The sequence below is a fragment of the Lentzea miocenica genome (assembly GCF_033949945.1).
Classification (GTDB): Bacteria; Actinomycetota; Actinomycetes; order Mycobacteriales; family Pseudonocardiaceae; genus Lentzea; species Lentzea miocenica.
Map to the genome: position 1 here is coordinate 63035 of NZ_JAXAVW010000005.1, position 22476 is coordinate 85510.

General features: G+C 68.9%; 19 protein-coding genes. 8 read left to right on the forward strand and 11 right to left on the reverse strand.

Annotation, left to right across the window (positions count from 1 at the left end; translation table 11 throughout):
• Positions 1–351: 351 nt before the first annotated feature.
• Together SK803_RS07790 and SK803_RS07795 are read right to left on the reverse strand one after the other, a co-directional pair.
• The gene (locus SK803_RS07790; protein ID WP_319965114.1) at positions 352–888 is read right to left on the reverse strand and encodes an SRPBCC family protein; all 537 of its coding nucleotides are present in this window, start codon (positions 886–888) and stop codon (positions 352–354) included.
• Between the two features lie 147 nt (positions 889–1035).
• Positions 1036–4158 (reverse strand): S8 family peptidase, encoded by a 3123-nt coding sequence (locus SK803_RS07795; RefSeq protein WP_319965115.1) that lies wholly within the window; start codon positions 4156–4158, stop codon positions 1036–1038.
• A gap of 105 nt (positions 4159–4263) precedes the next feature.
• On the opposite strand from SK803_RS07795, the gene SK803_RS07800 reads away from it, so the two are divergent.
• Complete coding sequence (locus SK803_RS07800; RefSeq protein WP_319965117.1) at positions 4264–4854, forward strand: TetR/AcrR family transcriptional regulator; 591 nt, start codon at positions 4264–4266, stop codon at positions 4852–4854.
• Between the two features lie 6 nt (positions 4855–4860).
• Here the strand turns inward: SK803_RS07800 and SK803_RS07805 are convergent, their stop codons facing one another.
• Positions 4861–6105 carry a cytochrome P450 gene (locus SK803_RS07805; RefSeq protein ID WP_319965118.1) on the reverse strand — a complete coding sequence of 415 codons (1245 nt, stop codon included), beginning with the start codon at positions 6103–6105 and terminating at the stop codon, positions 4861–4863.
• Between the two features lie 111 nt (positions 6106–6216).
• A complete protein-coding gene (locus SK803_RS07810) occupies positions 6217–6633 on the reverse strand; it encodes a VOC family protein (protein WP_319965119.1) in 417 nt (138 codons plus the stop codon).
• Positions 6634–6696: 63 nt separating this feature from the next.
• On the opposite strand from SK803_RS07810, the gene SK803_RS07815 reads away from it, so the two are divergent.
• Positions 6697–7341 (forward strand): GntR family transcriptional regulator, encoded by a 645-nt coding sequence (locus SK803_RS07815; protein ID WP_406601499.1) that lies wholly within the window; start codon positions 6697–6699, stop codon positions 7339–7341.
• Positions 7342–7347: 6 nt separating this feature from the next.
• On the opposite strand, the gene SK803_RS07820 is transcribed toward SK803_RS07815, so the two are convergent.
• On the reverse strand, positions 7348–7893 hold the full coding sequence (locus SK803_RS07820; RefSeq protein ID WP_319965122.1) for a hypothetical protein: 546 nt from the start codon (positions 7891–7893) through the stop codon (positions 7348–7350).
• Between the two features lie 130 nt (positions 7894–8023).
• Here SK803_RS07820 and SK803_RS07825 point away from each other — a divergent pair, with 130 nt between their 5' ends.
• The gene (locus SK803_RS07825) at positions 8024–9106 is read left to right on the forward strand and encodes an oxygenase MpaB family protein (protein WP_319965124.1); all 1083 of its coding nucleotides are present in this window, start codon (positions 8024–8026) and stop codon (positions 9104–9106) included.
• A 19-nt stretch (positions 9107–9125) separates the two neighbouring features.
• Here SK803_RS07825 and SK803_RS07830 read toward each other — a convergent pair whose 3' ends face one another.
• The 4 genes from SK803_RS07830 to SK803_RS07845 all read right to left on the reverse strand — a co-directional run bounded on the left by SK803_RS07830 (position 9126) and on the right by SK803_RS07845 (position 11694).
• On the reverse strand, positions 9126–9731 hold the full coding sequence (locus SK803_RS07830) for a response regulator transcription factor (protein WP_319965125.1): 606 nt from the start codon (positions 9729–9731) through the stop codon (positions 9126–9128).
• Positions 9728–10798 carry a sensor histidine kinase gene (locus SK803_RS07835; RefSeq protein ID WP_319965126.1) on the reverse strand — a complete coding sequence of 357 codons (1071 nt, stop codon included), beginning with the start codon at positions 10796–10798 and terminating at the stop codon, positions 9728–9730. Before SK803_RS07835 ends, SK803_RS07830 begins: the two co-directional genes overlap by 4 nt.
• Positions 10799–10808: 10 nt before the next feature.
• Entirely contained in the window at positions 10809–11219 is a 411-nt protein-coding gene (locus tag SK803_RS07840; protein WP_319965127.1) for a hypothetical protein, read from the reverse strand.
• 79 nt (positions 11220–11298) lie between these two features.
• Entirely contained in the window at positions 11299–11694 is a 396-nt protein-coding gene (locus SK803_RS07845; RefSeq protein WP_319965128.1) for an ATP-binding protein, read from the reverse strand.
• 92 nt (positions 11695–11786) lie between these two features.
• Here SK803_RS07845 and SK803_RS07850 point away from each other — a divergent pair, with 92 nt between their 5' ends.
• The 3 genes from SK803_RS07850 to SK803_RS07860 all read left to right on the forward strand — a co-directional run bounded on the left by SK803_RS07850 (position 11787) and on the right by SK803_RS07860 (position 17144).
• Positions 11787–13070 carry a hemolysin family protein gene (locus SK803_RS07850; RefSeq protein WP_319965129.1) on the forward strand — a complete coding sequence of 428 codons (1284 nt, stop codon included), beginning with the start codon at positions 11787–11789 and terminating at the stop codon, positions 13068–13070.
• A 200-nt stretch (positions 13071–13270) separates the two neighbouring features.
• Positions 13271–14209 (forward strand): sigma-70 family RNA polymerase sigma factor, encoded by a 939-nt coding sequence (locus SK803_RS07855; RefSeq protein WP_319965130.1) that lies wholly within the window; start codon positions 13271–13273, stop codon positions 14207–14209.
• A 181-nt stretch (positions 14210–14390) separates the two neighbouring features.
• Positions 14391–17144 carry an AAA domain-containing protein gene (locus SK803_RS07860; protein WP_319965132.1) on the forward strand — a complete coding sequence of 918 codons (2754 nt, stop codon included), beginning with the start codon at positions 14391–14393 and terminating at the stop codon, positions 17142–17144.
• Between the two features lie 51 nt (positions 17145–17195).
• On the opposite strand, the gene SK803_RS07865 is transcribed toward SK803_RS07860, so the two are convergent.
• Together SK803_RS07865 and SK803_RS07870 are read right to left on the reverse strand one after the other, a co-directional pair.
• On the reverse strand, positions 17196–18695 hold the full coding sequence (locus SK803_RS07865; RefSeq protein WP_319965133.1) for an alpha/beta hydrolase: 1500 nt from the start codon (positions 18693–18695) through the stop codon (positions 17196–17198).
• A 36-nt stretch (positions 18696–18731) separates the two neighbouring features.
• Complete coding sequence (locus SK803_RS07870) at positions 18732–20216, reverse strand: alpha/beta hydrolase (protein ID WP_319965134.1); 1485 nt, start codon at positions 20214–20216, stop codon at positions 18732–18734.
• Positions 20217–20641: 425 nt separating this feature from the next.
• On the opposite strand from SK803_RS07870, the gene SK803_RS07875 reads away from it, so the two are divergent.
• Together SK803_RS07875 and SK803_RS07880 are read left to right on the forward strand one after the other, a co-directional pair.
• Entirely contained in the window at positions 20642–21625 is a 984-nt protein-coding gene (locus SK803_RS07875) for a ribose-phosphate diphosphokinase (RefSeq protein ID WP_319965135.1), read from the forward strand.
• A 39-nt stretch (positions 21626–21664) separates the two neighbouring features.
• Positions 21665–22417 (forward strand): DUF427 domain-containing protein, encoded by a 753-nt coding sequence (locus SK803_RS07880; RefSeq protein WP_319965136.1) that lies wholly within the window; start codon positions 21665–21667, stop codon positions 22415–22417.
• The last annotated feature ends 59 nt before the right edge of the window (positions 22418–22476 follow it).

Below are 22476 nucleotides of genomic sequence, written 5' to 3' on the forward strand. Positions count from 1 at the left end.
TGGCGCGCCTCACCGTAGAAGTGACTAGCAGATTACCGCAATATCTCGACGTGATTGCGCAAATTTGCGACATCGCCCTCTGAACAGGAAAGACGTGTCCCGGTTCGGGTACCTGAACCCGGTGGTGGGTGGCACAGGGGCGATCACCAGCGGCGGCTCTTCGTGCCGTGTCGTCGGTTCGAACCCGAACGTGCCTGATAAATTGATTTGATCTCGATACGCCCGCTTGCGCCGGCTTGCTGCGGGTTTGCGGATCTTTCGCAAGGCTTGCGCAAACCTCAGAGCTTCGCGAACAACCTTCTGGTTCGGTTCAGCGGATCCAGCCTGTGCTCACGCCGCCGTGCACGATCATCAGTCCTTCGCTTCGCGGACGTCCGCTCCCAGCTCGGCGAACGCCTTGAAGTCCTGCATGTGCTGTCGCGACTGCTTGCGGAAGGCGCCGGGCATCAGGACCCCCACCAGCCGCATCAGCAGGCCGCTGAACCGGTACTCGTTCTCGCTCACCCAGAGCGTCGTCTCCGGACCTGCTTCGGTCAGCCGCTCGCGCGCGGCGCTCCACATGCCCTCGCCGAGGATCTCGCGGTCGAAGTGGACGACGCTCCCTGCCGGGATCTCGCGCAGGTCTGCCGGTTCCCTGCGCGTGATGGTCTCGGTGCCCTCGAACTTCTGCTGCCCCATCTGCATCACGACCCGCGACTTGGTGCCGACCTGCCCGTGCGCCCCGCTCAGCGGCTCGTGCAGCACCAGACCCCGCAGCCACTTCGGCATGTGTGCCGGGTCGGCGAGCAGCTGGACCACCCGCTCCAGCGGCAGCGCGATCTCGATCGAGACGGTGTACTTCATGGCGGTGCGCTCCAGGGTTCCGGAGTGGACGGGCGTCGCCAGCATCCTCGCCCAGTCGACGACGGAAGTGGAAGGAGGTACGCCAGCCGTCCCTTCGCTCAGAGGTGCACGGTCATGCCGACGGTGGAGGACGTGCCGGGAGGCCCGCGCGCTCGTTCGTCTTGTGGGCTCGGGAGCGCGCGGGCCGGTTCATCAGCGGAGCAGGTACGCGTTGACGATCGTCTGCTCCACGGTCTGGCCGTTGCCGGACGCCTTGGCGCGCAAGGAGACCGACTTGGCGTCCTTCGGGTGGGCCAGGAGTACCCGGCCCAGGGTGACGGGGGTGCGGCGCCATGTCTTGCCGTTGTCGTAGGAGACCTCGACGGACGTGACCTGCACCGGGTCGGTTTGCGACTGGGTCGAGATCGGCACGGCGAGCATCTGGCCGGCGCGAGCGGTGCCGTTGTCGTCGAGTTGTGGGGTGAAGCGGATTACGGACAGCGGCAGCGCGGTTTGCTTGGGGGTGGTGTCGCTGCGGAACGTCCAGGTGCCGGACACCGTGGTGCTCAACGGGGTGTCGCGGGTGGCGGTTGTCTCTACGCGGTAGTTCGCGGCGCCTGGTTCTACGTCGAACAGGCCCCAGCCCGCTTCGGCGGTTTCGCCGGCCTTGGTGCCGTCGCGGTACAGGGTGGTTTTGGCCTCGGTGACTGGGCCGTAGCCCTCGTTGCCCGCGTTGTCGCCGTACAGGGAGACGGTGATCCGCATGAGGTTGCCGGTGCGGAACGTGTGCGGGATGCCGCGGGCCTCGGGTAGTGCGGGGCCGAACACCGCGCGGTTGAACGGTTCGGCGTAGGACCTGCCTGGGCGGTAGTGCTTGAGCGGGCCGACCAGTGCGCCGGCGAAGCCGTTCTCGTTGAACAGGGTGAACCGGCGTGACCAGTCGCCGCCTTCGCCGCCGTAGTACTCGGTGCGCGGGCCGGCTGCCAGGTTGTCGAGTGAGCCGTAGCCCCAGTCGGCGCGGCCTTCCGGGGCCGAGGTGTGGCCGATGGTGGCGTTCTGGCCTTGCTGGAGAGCGGGCATGTCGACCTTGACGGACGCGAGGTCCTTCTTCGCGACGGTCTTGGTCAGGCCCTTCGGCGCGGATCCCTTTTCGTACCAGGCGAGTCCGTAGAAGTCCGGGCCCGCGTTCCAGAAGGTCGCGGTCTTGCCGGTGACCTCGTTCGAGTCGGGGCCGAGGCTCGCGACGCCGAGGTGGTCGATCACGCCGCCGACCGAGAAGTTGCCGATGGTGTAGGCGGTGCCGTTGACGACCCGTTCGAAACCGGTCTGCAGCAACGAGAGTTGCGCGGCGACCGGGAGCTTCACCTGGACCGGCTTGGCCTGCCGGGCGTCGAGGTTGATCGTGGTGGCGCCGGTGACGGTCAGGTTCGGGTAGTTGATCACGTCGTGGGTGTAGCCGACGCTCGACGACATGACGCTGCCGTTGAGGATGTAGCGGCCCTTGGCGAGGCGGGCCACGCCGGTCGTGCTGTTCGGCCAGACGCGGGCGCCGGTGTCGACGTTGATCAGGAACGCGAAGGTCGAGGTCGTCGCGACGCCGGAGCGTTCGGTTCCGGTGATCTTGACGTCGTAGCTCTCGGTTTCCAGGTCGACGACCACTGCGGTGCGCAGGCCGTTCGCGACGACCGCGCCGCCGATCACCCCGCCGTTGGGCTGCTTGGCGATGTCCGCGGTGACCGTGGCGGTCGCGGAGCCGCCCGCGGGCACGGTGAGCTTGGCGGGGGAGACGCTGAACAGCGAGCCGTTCGTGTCGGTGGTGAGGTCGAGCGTGACGGGCTCGGAGCCCGCGTTGCTGTAGGTGATCTCCTTGGTCAGCGCGGGTTTGCCGGTGTGCGGCCACTGGTGCGCGCCGAAGCTGAGGCTGGTCGGGTTCGAGGTCACGTTCTGCTTGATCAGCTTGGCGACGTCGACGCGGCCGGAGCCCTGTTCGAACGGCGTCAGCTTCGCGGTGGGAGTGGTGCTGCCGGTGAGGCGGGCCTTGAGCTGGGCGCCGGTCAGGTCCGGGTGCTGCTGGCGCAGGAGGGCCGCCGCGCCCGCGACGTGCGGGGTCGCCATCGAGGTGCCGTCGAGCGAGGTGTAGCCGTCGACGACCGGCGAGCCGATCCGGCCGTCGGAGTGCAGGGCGGCGACGATGCCGACGCCCGGCGCGGTGAGGTCGGGCTTGAGCGTGCCGGCCTGGGTCGGGCCGCGGCTCGAGAACTCCGCGATCTCGTTCTGGTCGTCGACGGCGCCGACGGTGAGGGCCGCGTCGGCGGTGCCGGGCGAGCCGATGGTCCTGGTGTTCGGGCCGCTGTTGCCGGCGGCGATCACGAACAGCGTGCCCTTGTCGGCGCTGAGGCGGTTGACGGCCTCTTCGAGGGGCTCGATCTCGGGGGTGTCGTAGCCGCCGAGGCTCATGTTGACGATCTGGGCGCCCTGCTCGGTCGCCCACTCCATGCCGGCGATGATCCCGCTGTCCTGGCCGGAACCGTTGTCGCCCAGCACTTTCACGTCGAGGATGCGCGCGTCCGGTGCGACGCCGCGGTACTTGCCGCCGCTCTTCGCGCCGGTTCCCGCGATGATCGACGCGACGTGTGTGCCGTGGCCGTAGTGGTCGCCCGCGTCGGGCGAGTTCGTGAAGTTGCGCTCGCCGATCTCGCGGTCGGCCAGGTCGGGGTGGGACTGGTCGACGCCGGTGTCGAGGACGGCGACCGTGATGTCCTTGCCGGTGAAGCCCGCCTCGTAGGCGGCGGGGGCGTTGATCTGGGCGACGCTGCGGTCCAGGTTCGCCTTGCGCTTGGCGTCGAGCCAGATCTTCTTGATGCCGGATGTCGACATGTCGAATGTTGACATTCCGCTTGTTGACAAGCTGCTTGTTGACATTCCGGCAATCGGCGTCCTGGCCGCGTCGAAGGCGACCCCGTTGATGCTGGGCAGCTGGAGGCCTGCGCTTTGGGCGCGAGCGGTGCCCTCGGGGTAGGTGACGATCACGGGGAGGGCGCCGCCGTAGGTGGCGAGCTCGGTGACGTCGAACAGGCGCTCGTCGAGGCGGCCGGCCGCGATCATCGGCATGGCGTCGTCCGGCACCACGTACTCGTGGCCCTGCGTGGTGTAGGTGGTGAACGTGGCGTGCTCACGGCCGGGTGCCGGTCTGACTGCCCGTTGGCCGGTGAGCACCTGATCGCCCGTGATCAGGGTGACCGTTGGTGCGGTTGCTGCTGCTCGTGTGGGAGCGGCATGCGCCTGGCCGGCGGTGAGCACGGCACCGGCCAGTACGACGACTCCGAGTAAGCGCACCCGGTCCTCCGTAGGTCTGTGAGAGCGTTCTCACGGAAGGTAGTGGCGTGCTCACATGAGTGACAAGGTCTATACCAATTTCCGGTACGCTTTAATCTTTCCGCCATGACGGGCCTGCGTGAACGCAAGAAGGCTGCGACCAGGGTGGCGCTGGGTGATGCCGCGTGGAGCCTCTGCGTCGAACACGGCTACGACCGGGTGACGGTCGAGCAGATCGCGCGGACGGCCGGGGTCTCGTTGCGGACGTTCTTCAACTACTTCTCCTCGAAAGAGGAAGCCGTCATGGCCGGCGACACGCTGATGGCCGAGACGTTGGTGCGTGAGTTCACCGCGCGGCCCCTGAACGAGTCCGTGCTGGTCGCCTTGAGCGAAGCGCTCAACTCGGTCTATCCGCGGCACGTCGATCTCGAACGGCTGCGCGGACTGCGCGAACTGCGCCGGCACCCCGCGCTGCTGCCGTACGTGTTCGCCGCCTACTCGGCACGTGAGCAGGAGCTGACCGCGGCGATCGCGGTGCGGTGCGGCGTTGATCCTGGTCAGGATCCGTATCCGGCGGTGACGGCGTCGGCGATCCTCGCGACGTTGCGCGCCGTGGTGCAGTGGTGGCTCGACACGCCGTCCGCGTCCGAGCGGTACACGGCCGCCGAGCTGGTCAAGCGGATGATCGACCAGCTCGGCTCCGGTTTCACCAGGTGAGCGCGTTCACCAGGTGACGGGCAGGGAGTGCACGCCGTAGATCGACATGTCGGTCCGCAGCGGCACCTCGTCCGCGGGCACGGCGAGCTTGAGCGTCGGCAACCGGCGCAGCAGCTCGGTGAACCCGACGGCCATCTCCACGCGCGCGAGCTGCTGGCCGAGGCACTGGTGGATGCCGTGCCCGAACGCGACGTGGTGGCCGCGCGGCCGGTCGATCCTCAGCTCGTGCGGGTCGTCGTACTGGCTCTCGTCGCGGTTGACCGCTGGCACCGACACCACGACCGTCTCACCGGCCTTGATGATGGCGCCGCCGATCACGACGTCCTCCGTCGCGTGCCGTGCGACGCCCATGCTGATGATCGACAGGTAGCGCAGCAGCTCCTCGACGGCGTTGTCGATCAGCTCGGGGTGCTCCCGCAGCTTGGTGAACTCCTCCGGGTGTTCGAGCAGCGCGAACGTGCCGAGCGCCAGCATGTTCGCCGTCGTCTCGTGGCCCGCGATGAGCAGCAGGTTCGCGATGCCGACCAGCTCGTCCTCGTTGAGGTCGGTGTCGCGCACCAGCCCGGACAACAGGTCGTCGCCGGGGTTCGCCTGCTTGGCGCGGACCAGCGTCTGCATGAAGCGGCGCAGCTCGGTGGTGTTCTTGATCTGCTCGTCGACCGTCGTGTTGAGACTGAGCAGCTTGGACGTGCGGCGCTGGAACTCCTCGCGGTCGCCGTAGTCGACCCCCAGCAGCTCGCAGATCACCAGGGACGGCACCGGTAGCGCGAAGTCGTGCACGAGATCGGCCGGCGCCCCCTTCTCGATCATGGCGTCGAGCTGGGCGGTGACGATCTCGATCACGCGCGGCGCCAGGTCCCGCATCCTGCGCACGGTGAACTGCCCGGTCAGCAGCTTGCGGTAGCGGGTGTGCTCGGGGGCGTCCATGAAGATGAACGACCCGGCGCGGCGTTCCGGCGGGAACAGCTCGGCGTGCAGCTCCGGCGAGATGAGCCTGCGCGCCCGCGGGCTGTTGATCCGGTCCGAGCTCATCTTCGGCTCGGCCAGCACCGCCCGTGCCTCGTCGTGCCCGGTGACGAGCCAGACGGTGTCGCCGTTGTGCTCGATCCGGTGAACGTGCCCGTGCCCGCTCAACTCGGTCAGCCCGGTGGCCGGGTCGAACGGGCACCCGGCGCGCTTCTCGGTGAGTTCTGCCGGCAGCTGCGGACGGATGAGCTCCTGAGCGCTGCGCTGCCGCTCGGCCGTGGTCATGGCCTCTCCCTGTCTGACCTGGCGTGACCAAGTCGTGGCTCGGCGTCACCTCCACGCTACAGAAACTTGCGCGTCGTGCAAGATTTTTTGGTGTTCTTCACCCGGCCTCGTTCAGACCGCGAACACCTGGGAGTCGTCCGCGAAGGCCTTGAACTCCAGCGCGTTGCCCGCCGGGTCCAGCAGGAACATCGTCCACTGCTCGCCGGGCTCGCCCTTGAACCGCACGTACGGCTCGATGACGAACTTCGTGCCGGCGTCCGTGAGCTTGCCCGCGAGCGTGTGGAAGTCGTCGACGGTCAGCACCAGGCCGAAGTGGGGGACCGGCACGTCGTGGCCGTCGACGGGGTTGCTGACCCGCTCGGTCTTCGGCGCGAGGTGCGTGACGAACTGGTGGCCGTGCAGGTTCCAGTCGATCCACGTGTCGGAGCTGCGGCCCTGCTCCAGGCCGAGCGTCTCGCCGTAGAAGTGGCGGGCGGCGTTCAGGTCGTCGACGGGCATGGCGAGGTGGAAGCGTGGGATGTTCGGCATGTAGGAATGTTAACATTGCTACAAGATGTTGCTTTGTGTGCTTGTTAACATTGCACCGTGACTCTGGGACCGGCCCGCCGCAGGGGCCTGAGCAGCGAAGTCGCGGACGTGATCCGTGAGGCGATCTTCGACGGCCGCTACCCGCCGGGCACCGCCCTGCGCGAGGTGGAGCTGTCGGAGGCCCTGGAGGTCAGCCGCGGCCCGGTTCGAGAAGCCATCCGGTCGCTGGAAGGCGAGGGACTCGTCCGCGCCGAGTGGCACCGCGGCGCCACCGTGGCCGTGCTGTCGCTCCAGGACGTCGCCGAGCTGGACAGCCTGCGGGGCGCCCTGGAGGCCTTGGCCGTCCGCAGGGTCGTGGCCGTCGGCGGCTCCCTGGACGAGATCGAGAAGGCCGCCGCCGAGATGGACCGTGCCGCGACAGCACACGAGATGGTGCGGTGCGACATCGCGTTCCACGACGCGGTGTACGCGGCCGCCGCCCACTCACGGCTGGCGCAGGCGTGGGAGGCGATTCGGTCGCAGGTGCACCTGTTCCTGATCACGCGGGTGAACGTGAGCACGGACGGGTATCTGGAGCAGATCCGGTCGGAGCACCGCGACCTGGTGGCGGCGCTGCGGCTCGGGAACGTGGAGGGTGCGCTGAAGTTGTTCGCGGAGCACCGAAAGCACGCGTTCGACGTGCTCACTTCGCCCGACAGCGCGAACTGAGCAGCTTCACGTGCGGTCCACCACCACGCGGGTGCGAGGGCCCATCACCGCTCCCAGCCCAGCCACGAACTCGTCCCGCAGCGGCGGCCAGTTGTGGAAGACCACAGCCAGGTCCCCGATGTGGAACGACCACTGTCCGCGAAGGTCGCCAACGAGCGATGAACGTCCACAGGCGACACAGCGCACCGCGGCCTCGACCCGCTCGTACAGCCAAGGTTCGACCAACGCGTGGTGGTCGGACTCGCTGATGGCCGCGCACGCACAATGCGGGCACAGCGGCGGTTCGTAGTTCCCGAACGCGTGGTGCACCTGCCGCTCGGACACCACGTCCACACCGGTGTGACCGCCACCGACCCAGCGGTCCGCCTCAGCCGCGGCAGCTGAGCGGTGCGGGCCGGCGCGGAACTCACTCGGCGCCATGACCGCGTCCCGGACCGGGTTCCTGGTGATCACCCCGCGTTCCAGCAGCCACGTCCGGACCACGTCGGCGCGCCGTGACGCCTGCGCCGCGGTCAGGGAGATCTCCACCAGCCTGATGGCGTGCTCGCTCACGACGTCCCCCGTTGAGAATCACCACGACGCGTCGTTCCTACCCCACCGGGCAACCAGAACGTGTGGAATCACTGGGCCGAAGAGGTGATCAACAGGATCAGGCCCGCGAACGCGCCCCTACGCTCGCCCGGTGGACCTGCACGCGCTGAAGTACGAGGGCGACCCGCTCGCCGACGCCGTGATCGCGGACCTGGTCGAGAGCGGCAGCCTGAACGAGGTCAACCGGGTGCTGCAGGAGTTCCGCGGCAACGACGAGCCGATCCCGGAGAACCTCCCGGACAGCGTCCGGGAGTACCTGATCGCCACGGACGAACCGCCCGCGTGGATGGACGAGGAACGCGTTGCCCGCGCGCACGAGTTCTTCATCGACGACGGCGTGCACGTGGCGTCGGTGCTGTCGTTCGGCGCGATGGTCAACTGCTACGCGCAGCCGCGGCCGTCCAGGGTCCTCACCCTCACGCACCGGCTGAACCAGCCGCACCGAAGGCTGTCGGAGACTTCGCAGTTCGTGCTGAACATGATGGAGCCCAACGCTTTCGGCACAGGTGGATCGTTCGTGCCGACCATCCAGAAGACCCGGCTGATCCACGCGGCGGTCCGCTACTTCGTCGGCCGGTCGCCGGAGTGGGACCACGACGAGGACGGCGTTCCGGTGTGCCAGCAGGACCTGCTCGGCGCGCTGCTGATCTTCTCCGTCCAGGTGATCGACGGCATGCGCCGGATCGGCGTCTCCGTCACCGGAACCGAGGCGGAGGACTACTACCACGTCTGGCGCGTCGCGGGCGCGGTGCTCGGCATCCGGCCGGACGTCATGCCGGAGACGTTGCGACAGGCGGAAGAGCTCAGCGCGAGCATGGTGCGCGCCTCGTACGCGCCGTCGGAGGAAGGCGTCGAGCTCACCAGGAACCTGATCGAGCTGTACGAGAAGTTCGTGCCCGGCAGGGCGTTCGACGGCGTCGTGGCGGCGATGGTGCGCCAGGTCGTCGACGAGGAGGTCGCGGACTGGCTGGAGGTGCCGCGATCGAAGGCCTGGACGAAGGCGGTCGGCACGGGAACCCGGATCATGCGCGTGCTCGAACGCGGCGAGGACCGGAGCCGGGTCGCCAGGGCCGTGCTGGACAGGGCGGGTGACCTGCTGCTCGGCGCGAGCGTCCGCACGTTGACGGACGGACGGCCGACGACGCTGACCGTGCCGGCCTGCCTGCGTCGCTAGTGCCGTGACCGCCACGCCACTAGAGCCACCCGTGCTCGTGCGCGAGCTGGAACGCCTCGGCACGGTTCGCCGCACCGAGTTTGGCGACCACGGCGGACAGGTGGTTGCGCACGGTCCCGGCCGACAGCGAGGTGCGGGAGGCGATCTCCGCGACGGGAGTGCCGAACTCGCTCAACCGCAACACTTCCAGCTCCCGCTGCGTCAGCGGGCACGGCGGCGCGGCGAGGGCGTCGGCGGCCAGGGCCGGGTCCACCCAGCGCGAGCCGGCGTGCACGCGGCGGATCACGTCGGCCAGGGTGCCGCCGGGGGATCCCTTGGGCAGGAAGCCTTTCGCACCCGCGTGCAGGGCCTGCTGCAGGTGCGGCGGGCGGCCGCGGCCGGTCAGGATCACCACCGCGCACGCCGGCAGCACGCGCGCCAGTTCCTCGGTCACCTCCAAGCCGTCCAGCTCCGGCATCTGCAGGTCGACCACGGCCACGTCCGGGCGGTGGGCTCGCGCGGCCTCGACGGCGGCCCGGCCGTCGCCCGCGCGGGCCACCACCTCGAGATCCGGTTCCAGGTCCAGCAACGCGGCCAGGGCGTCGCGGATCAGTTCCTCGTCGTCGGCCAGCAGCACTCTGATCACGCGGGCACCACGACCTGCAGGGTGAACTCGTCGGCGGCCCGTTCGACGGTGACCTGGCCGCCGACCGCGGCCAGTCGTTCGGTCATGCCGCGGAGGCCGTTGCCCTCGCGGGAAGGGCCCGGACCGGCGCCGTCGTTCGTGACGGTCATCCGCACCTCCCCGGTCTCCTCAGCGACAGCGACGTCGATCATGCACCACGTCGCGTGGCTGTGCCGCAGCACGTTGGTGCAGGCCTCGCGCAGCGCCAGGGCGAGCTGCGTGGCGCCTTCTCCGTGCACCGGGACGTCCGAGACGGTGTACCGGATGCCTGCTTCCTGCATGACGTTCCGGACGGCCTCCAGTTGTTCGGGCAGGTTCACCGCGCGGTAGCCGTGCACCGCGTCACGCACCTCTTCCAGCGCCGACGACGCCAGCCGCTGCGCTTCGAACGCCTCCGACGACGAGCGCTCGGGGTCGGTCGCCGCCAGCCGCCCTGCCAGCTCGGACTTCAGCGCGATCACGGTCAGCCGGTGGCCCAGCAGGTCGTGCACGTCACGGGCGAACCGCAGTCGTTCCTCGCTCACCGCCAGCTCCGCCTGTGCCTCGCGCCCGGCCCGCGCCTGCGCCAGCAACCCGGCGAACCACATCGGCAGCCCGGCCATGGCGACGATCGTGGTGCCGACCGCGATCGCGATCCACTGGTAGGTCTGCTGGTCACGGGTCACGAAGAAGCCGACCAGCCCGGACACGGTGACCGCGCCGATCGCCGCCATCCAGCGCCAGACGCCGCTCAGGAGCAGGGGAGCGAACCCGGCCGCACCGCCACCGATCCACGCCCACGTCGACAGCTCGTCCGGACCGAACGGCGCGACCAGCGGAATCGAGAGCGCGACAGCGGCCACCAGCACCCAGAGCTTGGCCTCCCGCAACGCCACGGCGTACGCGACGGCCAGCACCAGCAGGCCGAGGATCCCGAGCCAGCGCATCGGCGACGGGTCGCGCAGCACCGCCAGCAGCGGCACGACCAGGGACCCCACCCACAGCACGTGCAGCGTTCCGCGCAGCGCGGCGTGCGGCAGATCGTTCATCGCCATCAGCCTAGAGCCACCTGAGCAGGATCGTGACCGCTATGACCAGGTCGAACACCCCGCAGAACTCCGACCACCAGCGCGGCACGACAGCGTTGCGGATGTGGTGCACGAGATCCCACACGGCGTGCGCGCCCCACCCGAGGGCGATCAGCAGAACGCCGGTGTCCGGTGACACCAAGATCACCGCGGCGGCCAGCAGCAGGTACAGGCCGAACACCACGAGCTGCACGCGCGGCGCCCGCCAGCCCCAGAGCAGGTATGCCGCGTGGATCGCCAGCAGTGCCCAGACGGGAGGCACCAGCGGCACCTGCCAGAAGTCGAACGAGATCACCAGTGCGATCACGATCGGCCAGCGGTCGACCACGGCCCGGACCACCGGGCGGCGCACCAGCTGCCGTACTGCGGAGTGAGTTGTCATGCATTGAGAGTCGAGGCAACTCGTCGCAAGACCCATCCGCGCGGTGTCATGACTTCTCTGTGCGAAACGCACAGACGATCTATGCGTTCACCTCGGCCCAGACGGTCTTGCCGCCGGTGAACTCGCGTGTGCCCCAGCAACGAGAGAGATTCGCGATCAGGATCAGACCTCGTCCGCGGGTGTCACCGAGCCGTGACCGGCCGAGCTGCGGAAGCTCTGCCGGTGTGTGGTCATCGACCTCGACCCGGATGAAGTCGGTATGTCGTTGGACCCGCACGGCGCGTGGTCCGCCGGCGTGTTCATAGGAGTTGCTGGCGAGCTCCGTACACACGAGCAAGATGTCGAGCCGCACGTCCTCAGTCAGGTCCCGCAACAGAGTGTTGAGCCACGAGCGCATCGTCGAGAGGTCCGGCTCGTCCTCCGGCAGGGTGTACAGGGTCCTCGCGGAGGCGCTCAGCACCTCGGGGGTGTCCATCTCTCTCCCCACCTCGTTCGGCACGGGCCCTCCTGGCTGCTCAAGATGGCCGTCAGGGTGCGAATTACCACTACGCGTGCTACCCCAAACTCGTGGATGGTTATGGCTTCAACCTCGCGCTGGTCGCGGTACTGGTTTTGCTCAACGCGGCATTCGCCGGCAGCGAGATGGCATTGGTGTCGTTGCGCGAAGGTCAACTACGGTCGTTGGAACGCGAAGGGCACCGCACGCTCGTGCGCCTCGCACGTGATCCGAACAGGTATTTCGCGACCATCCAGATCGGCATCACGCTGTCCGGATTCCTGGCTTCCGCGACAGCGGCCGTCTCTCTCGCGCAGCCGCTCGTGCCGTTGCTGGGATTCCTCGGTGGAGCGGCGAACAGTGTCGCGATCGCATTGGTGACCGTTGTTCTCACGTTTGTCACGCTGGTGTTCGGGGAACTGGCGCCGAAACGCCTGGCGATGCAGTACGCGGTGCGCTGGTCGAAGATCATCGCTCGCCCACTGGACCTGCTGTCGGCCGTGTCGCGGCCGGTGGTGTGGTTGCTCAGCAAGGCGACCGACCTGGTGGTGCGGATCTTCGGCGGCAACCCGAACGTCGAAGAGGAACAGATGTCGCCGGAGGAGCTGCGTGATCTCGTTGAGGTGCAACAGCACCTGAACCCGGAACAGCGCGAGATCATGACCGGCGCACTGGAGATCCACGAACGACGGCTGCGCGAGGTGCTGGTGCCGCGTCGTCTGGTGACGATCCTCGAATCAGGTTTGGACACCGCCACCGCGCGGGAAGTCTTGGCCAGGTCGGGACATTCACGAGCGCCGGTGACGAAGGACGGTCACCTGGACGACGTGGTCGGCGTGGTGCACCTGCGCGATCTGCTCGACGACGCGGTGGCACTGGCGGACGTGGCGCGCCCGCCGATGGTGCTGCCGGACTCGGTGCGGGTCGCGGACGCGTTGCGGCGCATGAAGGCCGAGCACGAGCAGATGGCGCTCGTGGTCGATGAGCACGGCGCGGTCGACGGCATCGTGACGCTGGAGGACCTGCTCGAGGAGATCGTCGGCGAGATCTACGACGAGACCGACCCGGACGTGGTCGCGATCAAGGCCGACCCGGACGGTTCGATCGAGTTGCCCGGCACGTTCCCGGTGCACGACCTGGTGGACGTCGGTGTCGAGCTGCGGGAGGCGCCGCCCGGTCCGTACTCGACCATCGCCGGTCTGGTGCTCGTGCTCCTCGGCCGCATCCCGGACGAACCCGGTGACGTGGTGGAGGTGTCCGGCTGGACGATCGAGGTGCTGGAGGTCGAGCACCACGCGATCACGCAGGTGAGGCTGAGGTCACAGCCAAAACCGCGGAATGAAGTGGACCTCTGAACCGTTACACACGAGGCAGCGGTGTTCGACTGCCGCTGCTCCGCAGACGGCGGCGAGTTTCGTCGAGGAGTCGGCCATCCGGCCACCGCTTCAGGCCGAATCGCCTGCGGCGGTTGACCTGAAGAGGCGACCGGACGACCGACACGAAACTCGCATCCGGCCGTCACACCTACCTGCCAACGGAAACGGGGGGATTTGTCATGCCTGCAGATCTGAAGAACCGCGCGTCCGGCCAGCAGGACGCGGACCTGGTCGGCCAGTACCTGCGCGATGTGGGCGGCACGCCGTTGCTCACCGCGGCGGAGGAGGTCGACCTGTCCAGGCGCATCGAGGCCGGGGTCTACGCCGCGCACCTGCTGCTGAGCGGGGACACGACGCGCGACCCGCGGCTGCTGCGCCGGATCGTCGCCGAGGGCGAGCGCGCCAAGGACCACATGATCCGCGCGAACCTGCGCCTGGTCGTGTCGGTCGCGAAGAAGCACTCGTTCCGCGGCCTGCCGTTCCTGGACGTGGTCCAGGAGGGCAACCTGGGGCTGATCCGCGCGGTCGAGAAGTTCGACTACGCCAAGGGCTACAAGTTCTCCACCTACGCCATGTGGTGGATCCGTCAGGCGATCGAACGCGGTCTCGCCGAGCAGACCCGCACGGTCCGCCTCCCGGTGCACGTGGTGGAGGAGGTCAACAAGCTCAAGAAGATCGGGCAGAAGCTGTCCGCGGCACTCGGGCGTGAGGCCACGATCGACGAGATCGCCGCCGAGGCCAAGTGCTCGCCGACGCGCGTGCAGGACCTGCGCGACGCGGCCCGCTCGTGCGTGTCGCTGGAGACGCCGGTCGGCGACGAGGGCGACTCGGTGCTGGGCGACCTGATCCAGGACACCGACGGCGTGTCCGCGCCGGAACTCGTGGAACAGCAGGAGTTCACCGAAGGTGTTCGGTCACTGTTGGACGTCCTTCCGGAACGGCAGGGCCGGATCATGCGCCTGCGGTACGGCTTGGAGGACGGGCGTGCGCGCACGCTCCAGGAAGTCGCCGAGGAGCTCGGCCTGACCCGTGAGCGGATCCGCCAGCTGGAGAAGCAGTCCCTGTCCCAGTTGAAGCAGTCGGGTCAGCCTGGGGATCTTTTCGCGCTCGCCGGCTGACAACCGTACGAAAGTCGAAGGGCGACCTGATCGTCAACCTGGTCGCGCCGGACGGGTAGCTCTACCTGCTGCACAGCCGTACGGGCGGTAGCGCGGACAACATCGACCAGACCTACACGGTCAACCTGCTGTGTGACACGGCGTCCGTCGAGCCATCGGTCCTGATGGCACGATGGGCGCCGTGAACGTTCCGGCTGTCCTGCGCACCCTCGCCCGCTTGAGCGCCGCCGAGCAGCCGCAGAAGGTCCAGCTCGACCTCAGCAAGGCCGCGGGTCTGCTGTGGCTCGGCGACCACGGGCCGTGGTGGCAGGCGATCACCGCGACGCGAGACCTGGCGCCGATCACCTGGAACGCTCCCCGGCACGCGCGTGCCGAGGTGCAGCACCTCGCCGCGTTCGACGCGTTGCACCAGGAGGACCGGTTGCTGCGCCTGGGCTGGGCGTTTCTGGCCGGGCCCGCGGTGGTCGCCGGTCAACGCCGGCGGGTGTGCCTGCCGCTGGTGTCACGGCCCGTGCGGTTGCATCGCGGCACGGGGGCGAACTACGCCTTTCACGCCGCCGGTGACGCCGGGGTGTTCCCGCTGCTCGACGACTGGGCGAAGGCCGCGGAACGGGAGGCGGCGCTCGAGCCCACCGAGGAGTGGATCACCGAGACCCTGCGGGTGGCGGGGTTCGGAGACGTGCCGATCGTGCACGGCGACCCCAAGGCGTCGATCTCCGGCCAGGAACTGGTGGTCGCGATGGGGGTGGGGCTGCACGCCGGTGAGCCCGTCGTGACCACCCAGCACGGGACGGCGCTGGTCGAGTGGGCGAGCGCGGTCGAGGTCGACCAGACGGCGTTCGCGGCGCTCTACGGATGGGGTGAGCGAGCGGACGAGCGTGAGGAACCGGTCGGCTCCGCGTTGCCGTTGAGCCACAGTCAGGAACGCGCCGTTGAGCACGCGCGGCGTGCGCGGATCACCGTTGTCGGCGGGCCTCCTGGGTCCGGCAAGACACACACTCTCGCCGCGTTGGCGTTGGACGCCGTGGCAGCGGGAAAGTCCGTGTTGCTCGCGAGCCGCACACGCAACGCCGCCGACGTGCTCGGTGCCGCGTTGCGCCGCGCCGGTGGGCCGGTGCCCGCGCTGTTCGGTGACTCGGAGCTGCGGCAGGAGATGGCACGGGAGCTGAGCGACGGCCTCGACGCCACCAGCGAGCCCGACCGGCTGAAGGAACTCGATCGAGCCCGGCGCGCCGCGGCCGCTGCTGTCACGCGGGTCGAACGCACGGTTGCGGCGGCTTTGAACGACGAACTGCTGGCCGCCGAGGCTCGCCGGCATCAGGCGTTGATGCCCGCACATCGAGCGGTGGCTCCTCGGGCGTTCGACGCCGGTGTGGATTTCGTCGGGCTGCATGGACTGTTGCAGCCGCGCACCGGATTCCTCGGTGGACTGAGGACCGGCTGGGCGTTGAAGAAGGCACGAAAGCTGACCGGAGCCGGTGAGGTCTCCACGGAAGACCTGGCGGCCGCGATCGACGCCGCCGAACAGACCGCGGCCCTGGTGCGCGCGGAAACGAACGGCACGACGTTCCGCGAGCTGCGGCCGTTGCTGGCGGAGCAGGACATCGCGGGCCGTCAGGCGACGTCCTCGTGGCTCAAGGAGTTCGCGGTCAGCAGCCGCGGATCGGGTGCGCGCAGGGCGGTGGCCGCGCTGGCCAAGGCGTTGCGATCGGGCCGGGCGGCCCGGCGGCGCGGGCTGGCCGAGATCGACAGCCGGGACCTCGTGGCGGCACTGCCGTTGTGGGTCGGGACGCTGTCCGATGTGGAGGACATCCTGCCGGCCGTGCCCGGCATGTTCGACCTGGTGATCATCGACGAGGCGAGCCACGTCGACCAGCCGCTGGCCGCGCCCGCGTTGCTGCGCGGGCGTTCCGCGGTGATCGGCGGCGATCCCCGGCAGTTGCGGCACGTGTCGTTCGTGAGCGATCAGGCCGTGCAGGCGGCGGTCGACGCGGAGGGCACCCAGGACCTGCGCGACCGGCTGGACGTGCCGAAGGTCAGCCTGTTCGACGCGGCGGCCGCGACCGCCGGCGTGCACTGGCTCGACGAGCACCACCGCTGCGCTCCGCACCTGATCGGCTTCGCGGCGGCGAAGTTCTACGACGGCAAGATCGCACTGCTGACCACGCACCCGGCGATCGCGGACGTCGACTGCATCGACACCGAACTCGTGCCAGGGGAGCGCACCGCGAAGGGCGTCAACCAGGCCGAGGTCGACGCCGTGCTGGCCCACGTGCGCAAACGGGTCGCCGCGGGCGTGCGGTCGATCGGCGTCGTGACACCGTTCCGCGCGCAGGCCGACGCCCTGGAGGAGGCGCTGCTGGGCGAGCTGACGCTGGACGAGATCACGACCGGCGGCGTCCGCGCCGGCACGGTGCACGGCGTGCAGGGAGGCGAGTTCGACGAGGTCGTGATCAGCCTCGCCGCAGACGACAAACCGGGCGCGTGGCGGTTCGTGAACGACCGCAACCTGCTCGCGGTGCTGACGACCCGTGCCCGCGGCCAGGTGCACGTGATCACGTCCGTCGCGGAACCGCCCGGCCTGATCGGCGAATACCTGCGGCACGCGGGCATCGCGCCCACGGAGACCGCGGAGGCCGAACCGGACGACGCCTGGACGGCGCGGCTGGCGCAGGAACTGAGGACCGCGGGACTGACCGTGCGGACGGGTTATCCGGTGGGGCAGTGGCGGGTGGATCTCGTCGTGGGCGAGAAGGAAGACGCGGTGGCGGTGGAGACGCGCCCGCACCCCGACGGGGCACGGGCGCATCTCGCTCGCTGGCGTGCGCTCACCCACGCGGGATGGCGCGTGCACGACGCGTTCGGCAGCCGGTTCGGCCACGACCCGGCCCGCGCCGCCGTCGAACTGGCCCAGGAACTGGCGCCGGGGCGCTGACGCGTCTGCAAGTACCACCAACGCCTTGGTTGGTGGTACTTGCAGACGTCGTTACCGGCGGGTGGGCTGGAACAGCGGTTCCGGGGCCGCTGCGGCCGAAGGCAGGAACGGGTTCGGGTTCGCCGGGCAGACGGTCCCGACCGGGGGCAGCGTGCCGTTGAGCAGGTACGCGTTCGTGTGGTCGGTCGCGCACTTGCTGACCTGGTACGCCGTGTGTCCCCAACCCGCGTAGGAGAGCAGTCGGCTACCGGCGAGCTGCCGGTTCACGGCCTGAGCGCCCCGGTAGTCCGTTACGCCGTCGAAGTAGTTGCCCACCACGAGAACCGGCGCGTTCGTGCGGGTGCGCCACGGTCCGGCGTAACGGTCCTGGTTCACCGGCCAGTTCGCGCACGCCGCGTTGCCCCACCACCACGCCGGTCCGAACTCCGAACCCGCTGCGGCGTAACGGGAAGTCGCCCGGTACGAGTTGAAGTCGCGCGGGAACTCGATGTCCGCGCACACGTTGCCGTTGTAGGCGTCGAACCCGTTGGCGTAGTCGGGTTCCGCCGCAACGGGAAGCCCCGCCGAACCAGCACTTCCAGCCGCGTCGGACAGCTGGTCGAACAGCGCCGCGGCGTCCGGCCAGTCGCTCGGCGAGTACATCGCGCCGATCGCGGCGTTGATCACCGCGTCGTAGGTGAACAGCTGGTCGCCGAGCTGGATCGGCTTGGCCTTCACCGACTTCAGCAACGCGTCCCAGCGCTTCTCCGACTGGGGCCCGAAGACGCACGCGGCCTCGTCGCAGTTGCGCAGGAGCTCGCGGAACTCCTCCTTGGTCGCGATCCGGTCGGACTCGATCTGCCGGCCGCTCGACCACAGCTCCGGGTTGAGCACGCCGTCGACGACGAGCGCGCGGATGTTGTTCGGGAACATGTTCGCGTAGGTCGCGCCGAGGAACGAGCCGTACGAGAAGCCCAGGTAGGAGATCTTGCGGTCACCGACGGCGCGGCGCAGCAGGTCCATGTCCCGCGCGACGTCCGCGGTGCTCATGTGCCGCGCGATCTTCTGGTCGTCACGGCATTCCGGGCCGAGCGAGCGGTAGCGGTCGTAGTACGGCCGTTCCTGCGCCGCCTGGTACGGGAAGCCGGGCACGCCCTCGAAGAACTTCTCGAGGTCCGCCTCACTGGCGAAGCAGTGCAACGGGTCCGACTTGCCGATGCCGCGCGGGTCGAAGCCGACGATGTCGAACCGGCCCCGCAGGTTCGCCGACAGGGTGTTGCCGGCCCCGAGCGCGAAGTTCACGCCGGACCCGCCCGGCCCACCGGGGTTGAGGAACAACGACCCGATCCGGTGGGCCTTGTCCGTCGCGGGTTTGCGCGCCAGCGCCACGGTCGTGGTCGCGCCGCGCGGGTTGTCGTAGTCCAGCGGCACCTTGACCGAGGCGCACTCGAAACCGGGGTGTTCCGGTCCGCACGCCTGCCAGTCGATCCGCGGCACCCCGTTGTCGGCCAGCGCGACGGGCGCACCGGTGATCATGAGCGCGGCTGCCGCGGCGAGCACGGTGAATCGCATCGACAAGCTCCCCTCTTGTCCGCAGAGGGGCCATTCCTACCTGCTCGCGACAGGCCCCGTCGACCGACGAAAGTCGCGTTCGGCCAACTGGGACGCCGCGTCCAGGAACGGGTTCGGGTTCGCCGCGCACACCGTCCCGACTGCGGGTAACGACCCGTCGAGCAGATACGCGTGGATGTAATCGATCGCGCACTGATTGCGCCGGTACGCGATGTGTCCCCAACCCGCGTACGCCAGCAAACGGCTGTTCGGTAGCTGCTCGGCAACGGCCTGTGCGCCGGCGAAGTCCGTCGAACCGTCGTAGTAGGTGCCCACCACCAGAACGGGCGCGGACGTGCGGGCGCGCCACGGTCCCGTGTAGCGGTCCTCGTTCACCGGCCAGTCCGAACACGCGCTCGTGCTCCACCACCAGTACGGTCCGAACTCCGAACCCGCTGCGGCATAACGGGAAACCGCGCGGTACGCGTCGAACGTGCGCGGGAACTCGATGTCCGCGCACATGTTGCCGAGGTTCGCGTCGAAGAAGTTGTCGTAAACCGGCTCAGAAGCAGCCGGCGCCGCAGAAGACGCGTCGGACAGCTGGTCCAGCAGGGCCGCGACGTCCGTCCAGCTCTCGGAAGCGAACCCGGCGAAGAGCCCCCACTCGATCACACGGTCGTAGGTCCACACCTCGCCGTTGAGCGTGATCGGCTTGGCGCGCACCGACGCCAGCAGCGTCTGCCACCGTTGCTTCGACTGGGGCCCGAACGCGCAGGCGGCCTCGTCGCAGAGCCGGAAGAACTCGTCGAGCACCTTGCGCGCGGCCACCCGGTCCGACTCGATCTGCCGCCCGCTCGACCAGAGCTCGGGGTTGAGCACGCCGTCGATCACGAGCGCGCGGATGTTGTTCGGGAACATGTTCGCGTACGTCGTGCCGAGGTAGGAGCCGTACGAATGGCCGAAGTAGGTGATCTTGCGGTCGCCCAGTGCGCGGCGCAGCAGATCCAGGTCGCGGGCCACGTCGGCGGTGCTCATGTGCCGTGCGATCGGCTTGTCGCACTTGGAGGCCAGCGAGCGGTACCGGTCGAAGAACGGCCGTTCCCGCGCCGGTTCGTACGGGAAGACCGGCCCGGCCGCCAGGAACGCCGCCCGCTCCTGGTCGTTCGCGAAGCAGCGCAACGGATCCGACCTGCCGATGCCGCGCGGGTCGAAGCCCACGACGTCGAACCGGCCCTGCGTGCCGGCGGACATCCTGTTGCCCCAGGCCCAGGTGTACTCGACACCGGACGCGCCGGGCCCGCCGGGGTTGAACAGCAACGAGCCGATGCGCCGCGCCTGGTCGGTGGCGGGCTTGCGGGTCAGCGCGATCGAGGTGGTCGCCCCACGCGGACGGTCGTGGTCGAGCGGCACGGTGAACGTGGCGCACTCGAAGCCGGGACGCTCCGGTCCGCACGTCGCCCATTCGATCGACGGGACCGCGTGAGCGACCGGAACGGGCACGAGGACGAGGGCCACCACGGCGCCGAGCGATGCGAGACGCATGCGCCGTTCATATCCGCCGTCAGTCCGGCCGTCGATGCTTTTGGCGAACTCCCAGCCTGTCCGCGAGCTGGTCGTGGATGGGCGTGCTCATCACGATCGGGCTCGATGGCGGTGCGGCCGAAGGTGTCGGTCCGGGCGAGTCCTGCTCTTCGGGCATGCGAGGAGGGTAGGCATGGTCATTGACCCCTCAAGCACGCTGATCAAGAAATCACCATGGTCATACCCCATGAGGTGAATCCGGATCAGCCGATCTATACCCAGTGTGCGACTCCGCACCTGTTACGTGACTACCTGTGGGTGTGCCCGATAGGAGTACGCACATTTCCTCCGCAACGTGGAATCTCACCGGCCGGACACGACATTGCAGGAAGTCGTCGCAATGCTGAACGATCGGGTTCATCGCCGGACGAACCAGGAGCGTGACGATGGTCAGCGGCAAACGGGGCGTCGCCAAGCGGCAGCTCATCCTGCTCTCCGGCCGGGCGCACCCGGACCTGGCGGAGGCCGTGGCCAAGCACCTCGGCGTCGCCATCACCCCGCAGGCGGCCTACAACTTCGCGAGCGGCGAGATCTTCGTCAGGTTCGAGGAGTCGGTGCGCGGCGCGGACGCGTTCGTGCTGCAGAGCCACACCGCGCCGGTCAACGACTGGCTGATGGAACAGCTGCTGATGGTCGACGCCCTCAAACGCGCCTCGGCCAAGCGGATCACCGCGGTCGTGCCGTCCTATCCGTACGCGCGGCAGGACCGCAAGTACGCCGGACGCGAACCCGTGTCGGCCCGGCTGGTCGCGGACATGTTCAAGACCGCCGGCGCGGACCGGATCGTCACCGTCGACCTGCACACCGCGCAGGCGCAGGGCTTCTTCGACGGCCCCGTCGACCACCTGCACGCGATGTGGCTGCTCAGCGACCACGTCCGCGCCAACTACCGGGGCGAGAACCTCGCGGTCGTGTCGCCGGACGCCGGTCGCACCAGGCTCGCCGAGAAGTGGGCGGACGTGCTCGGCGGGTGCCCGATCGCGTTCATCCACAAGACGCGCGATCCGTTGCGCCCCAACGAGGTTATGGCCAACCGCGTGGTCGGTGACGTCGAGGGCCGCACCTGCATCGTGGTCGACGACATGATCGACACGGCGATGACGAGCACGACGGCGGCGCGGCAGCTGCTGGAACAGGGCGCGAAGGACGTCGTCCTCGTGGCCACGCACGGAGTGTTGTCCGGCGACGCGTACGAGCGGCTGATCGCCAGCAAGGCCCGCGAGGTGATCCTCACCGACACCCTGCCGATCCCGCACGAGAAGCGGTTCCAGGGCCTGACCGTGCTCGGCATCGCGCCGCTGCTCGCGCGGGCGATCCAGGAGGTCTTCGAGGACGGGTCTGTGACGAGCCTGTTCGACGGGAACGCCTGAGCGGGAAGCGTGCCCGGCTGTCCCGTGTTGGTATGGGACATGGGCAACGAGCAGCGTGGCCGGGTGCGCGTCGAGCACTCGGCGAAGCGGGTGCGTGCGTACTTCGGTGGCGAACTGGTCGCGGACGCGACCTCGCCGCGCCTGGTCTGGGAGATCCCTCACTACCCGGCCTACTACCTGCCGCTTTCGGCCGTGCGGGCCGAGCTGAAGCCGACGGGGGAGACCCGGCACTCGCCGAGCAGGGGCGACGGCGTCCTGCACGACGTCGTCACGGCCGGCGGCACGGCCGAGGGTGCGGCGCTGACCTACCCGGACTCGCCGATCGAGGAGCTGCGGGACCTCGTCCGGTTCGAGTTCGGGGCGATGGACGAGTGGCTCGAAGAGGACGAACCCATCTACGTGCACCCGCGTGACCCGTACAAGCGGGTCGACGTCCTGGGCAGCTCACGGCACGTGCGGGTGGCGCTCGACGGGGTGACGCTGGCCGCGTCGTCGCAGCCGCGGATCCTGTTCGAGACGAGCCTTCCACCGCGGTACTACCTGCCCTTGAGCGACGTTCGATTCGATCTGCTCAAACCCTCGAAGACGCGGACGCAGTGCCCGTACAAGGGGACCGCCGCCTACTGGTCCGTCGAGGTGAACGGTGTCGTCCACGAGGACCTCGTGTGGATCTACCGGGAGCCGCTGCCGGAGAGCCAGAAAATCGCTGGGCTGGCGTGCTTCTTCAGTGAGAAGGTCGACCTCTTCGTCGACGGCGAGCTCCAGGCGAAGCCCAAGACGCCCTGGTCATAGCTACTTTCAGCGAGGCGTACTTCACACACTGCAAACTTGCAGTGACTGCAAAAAGAGCT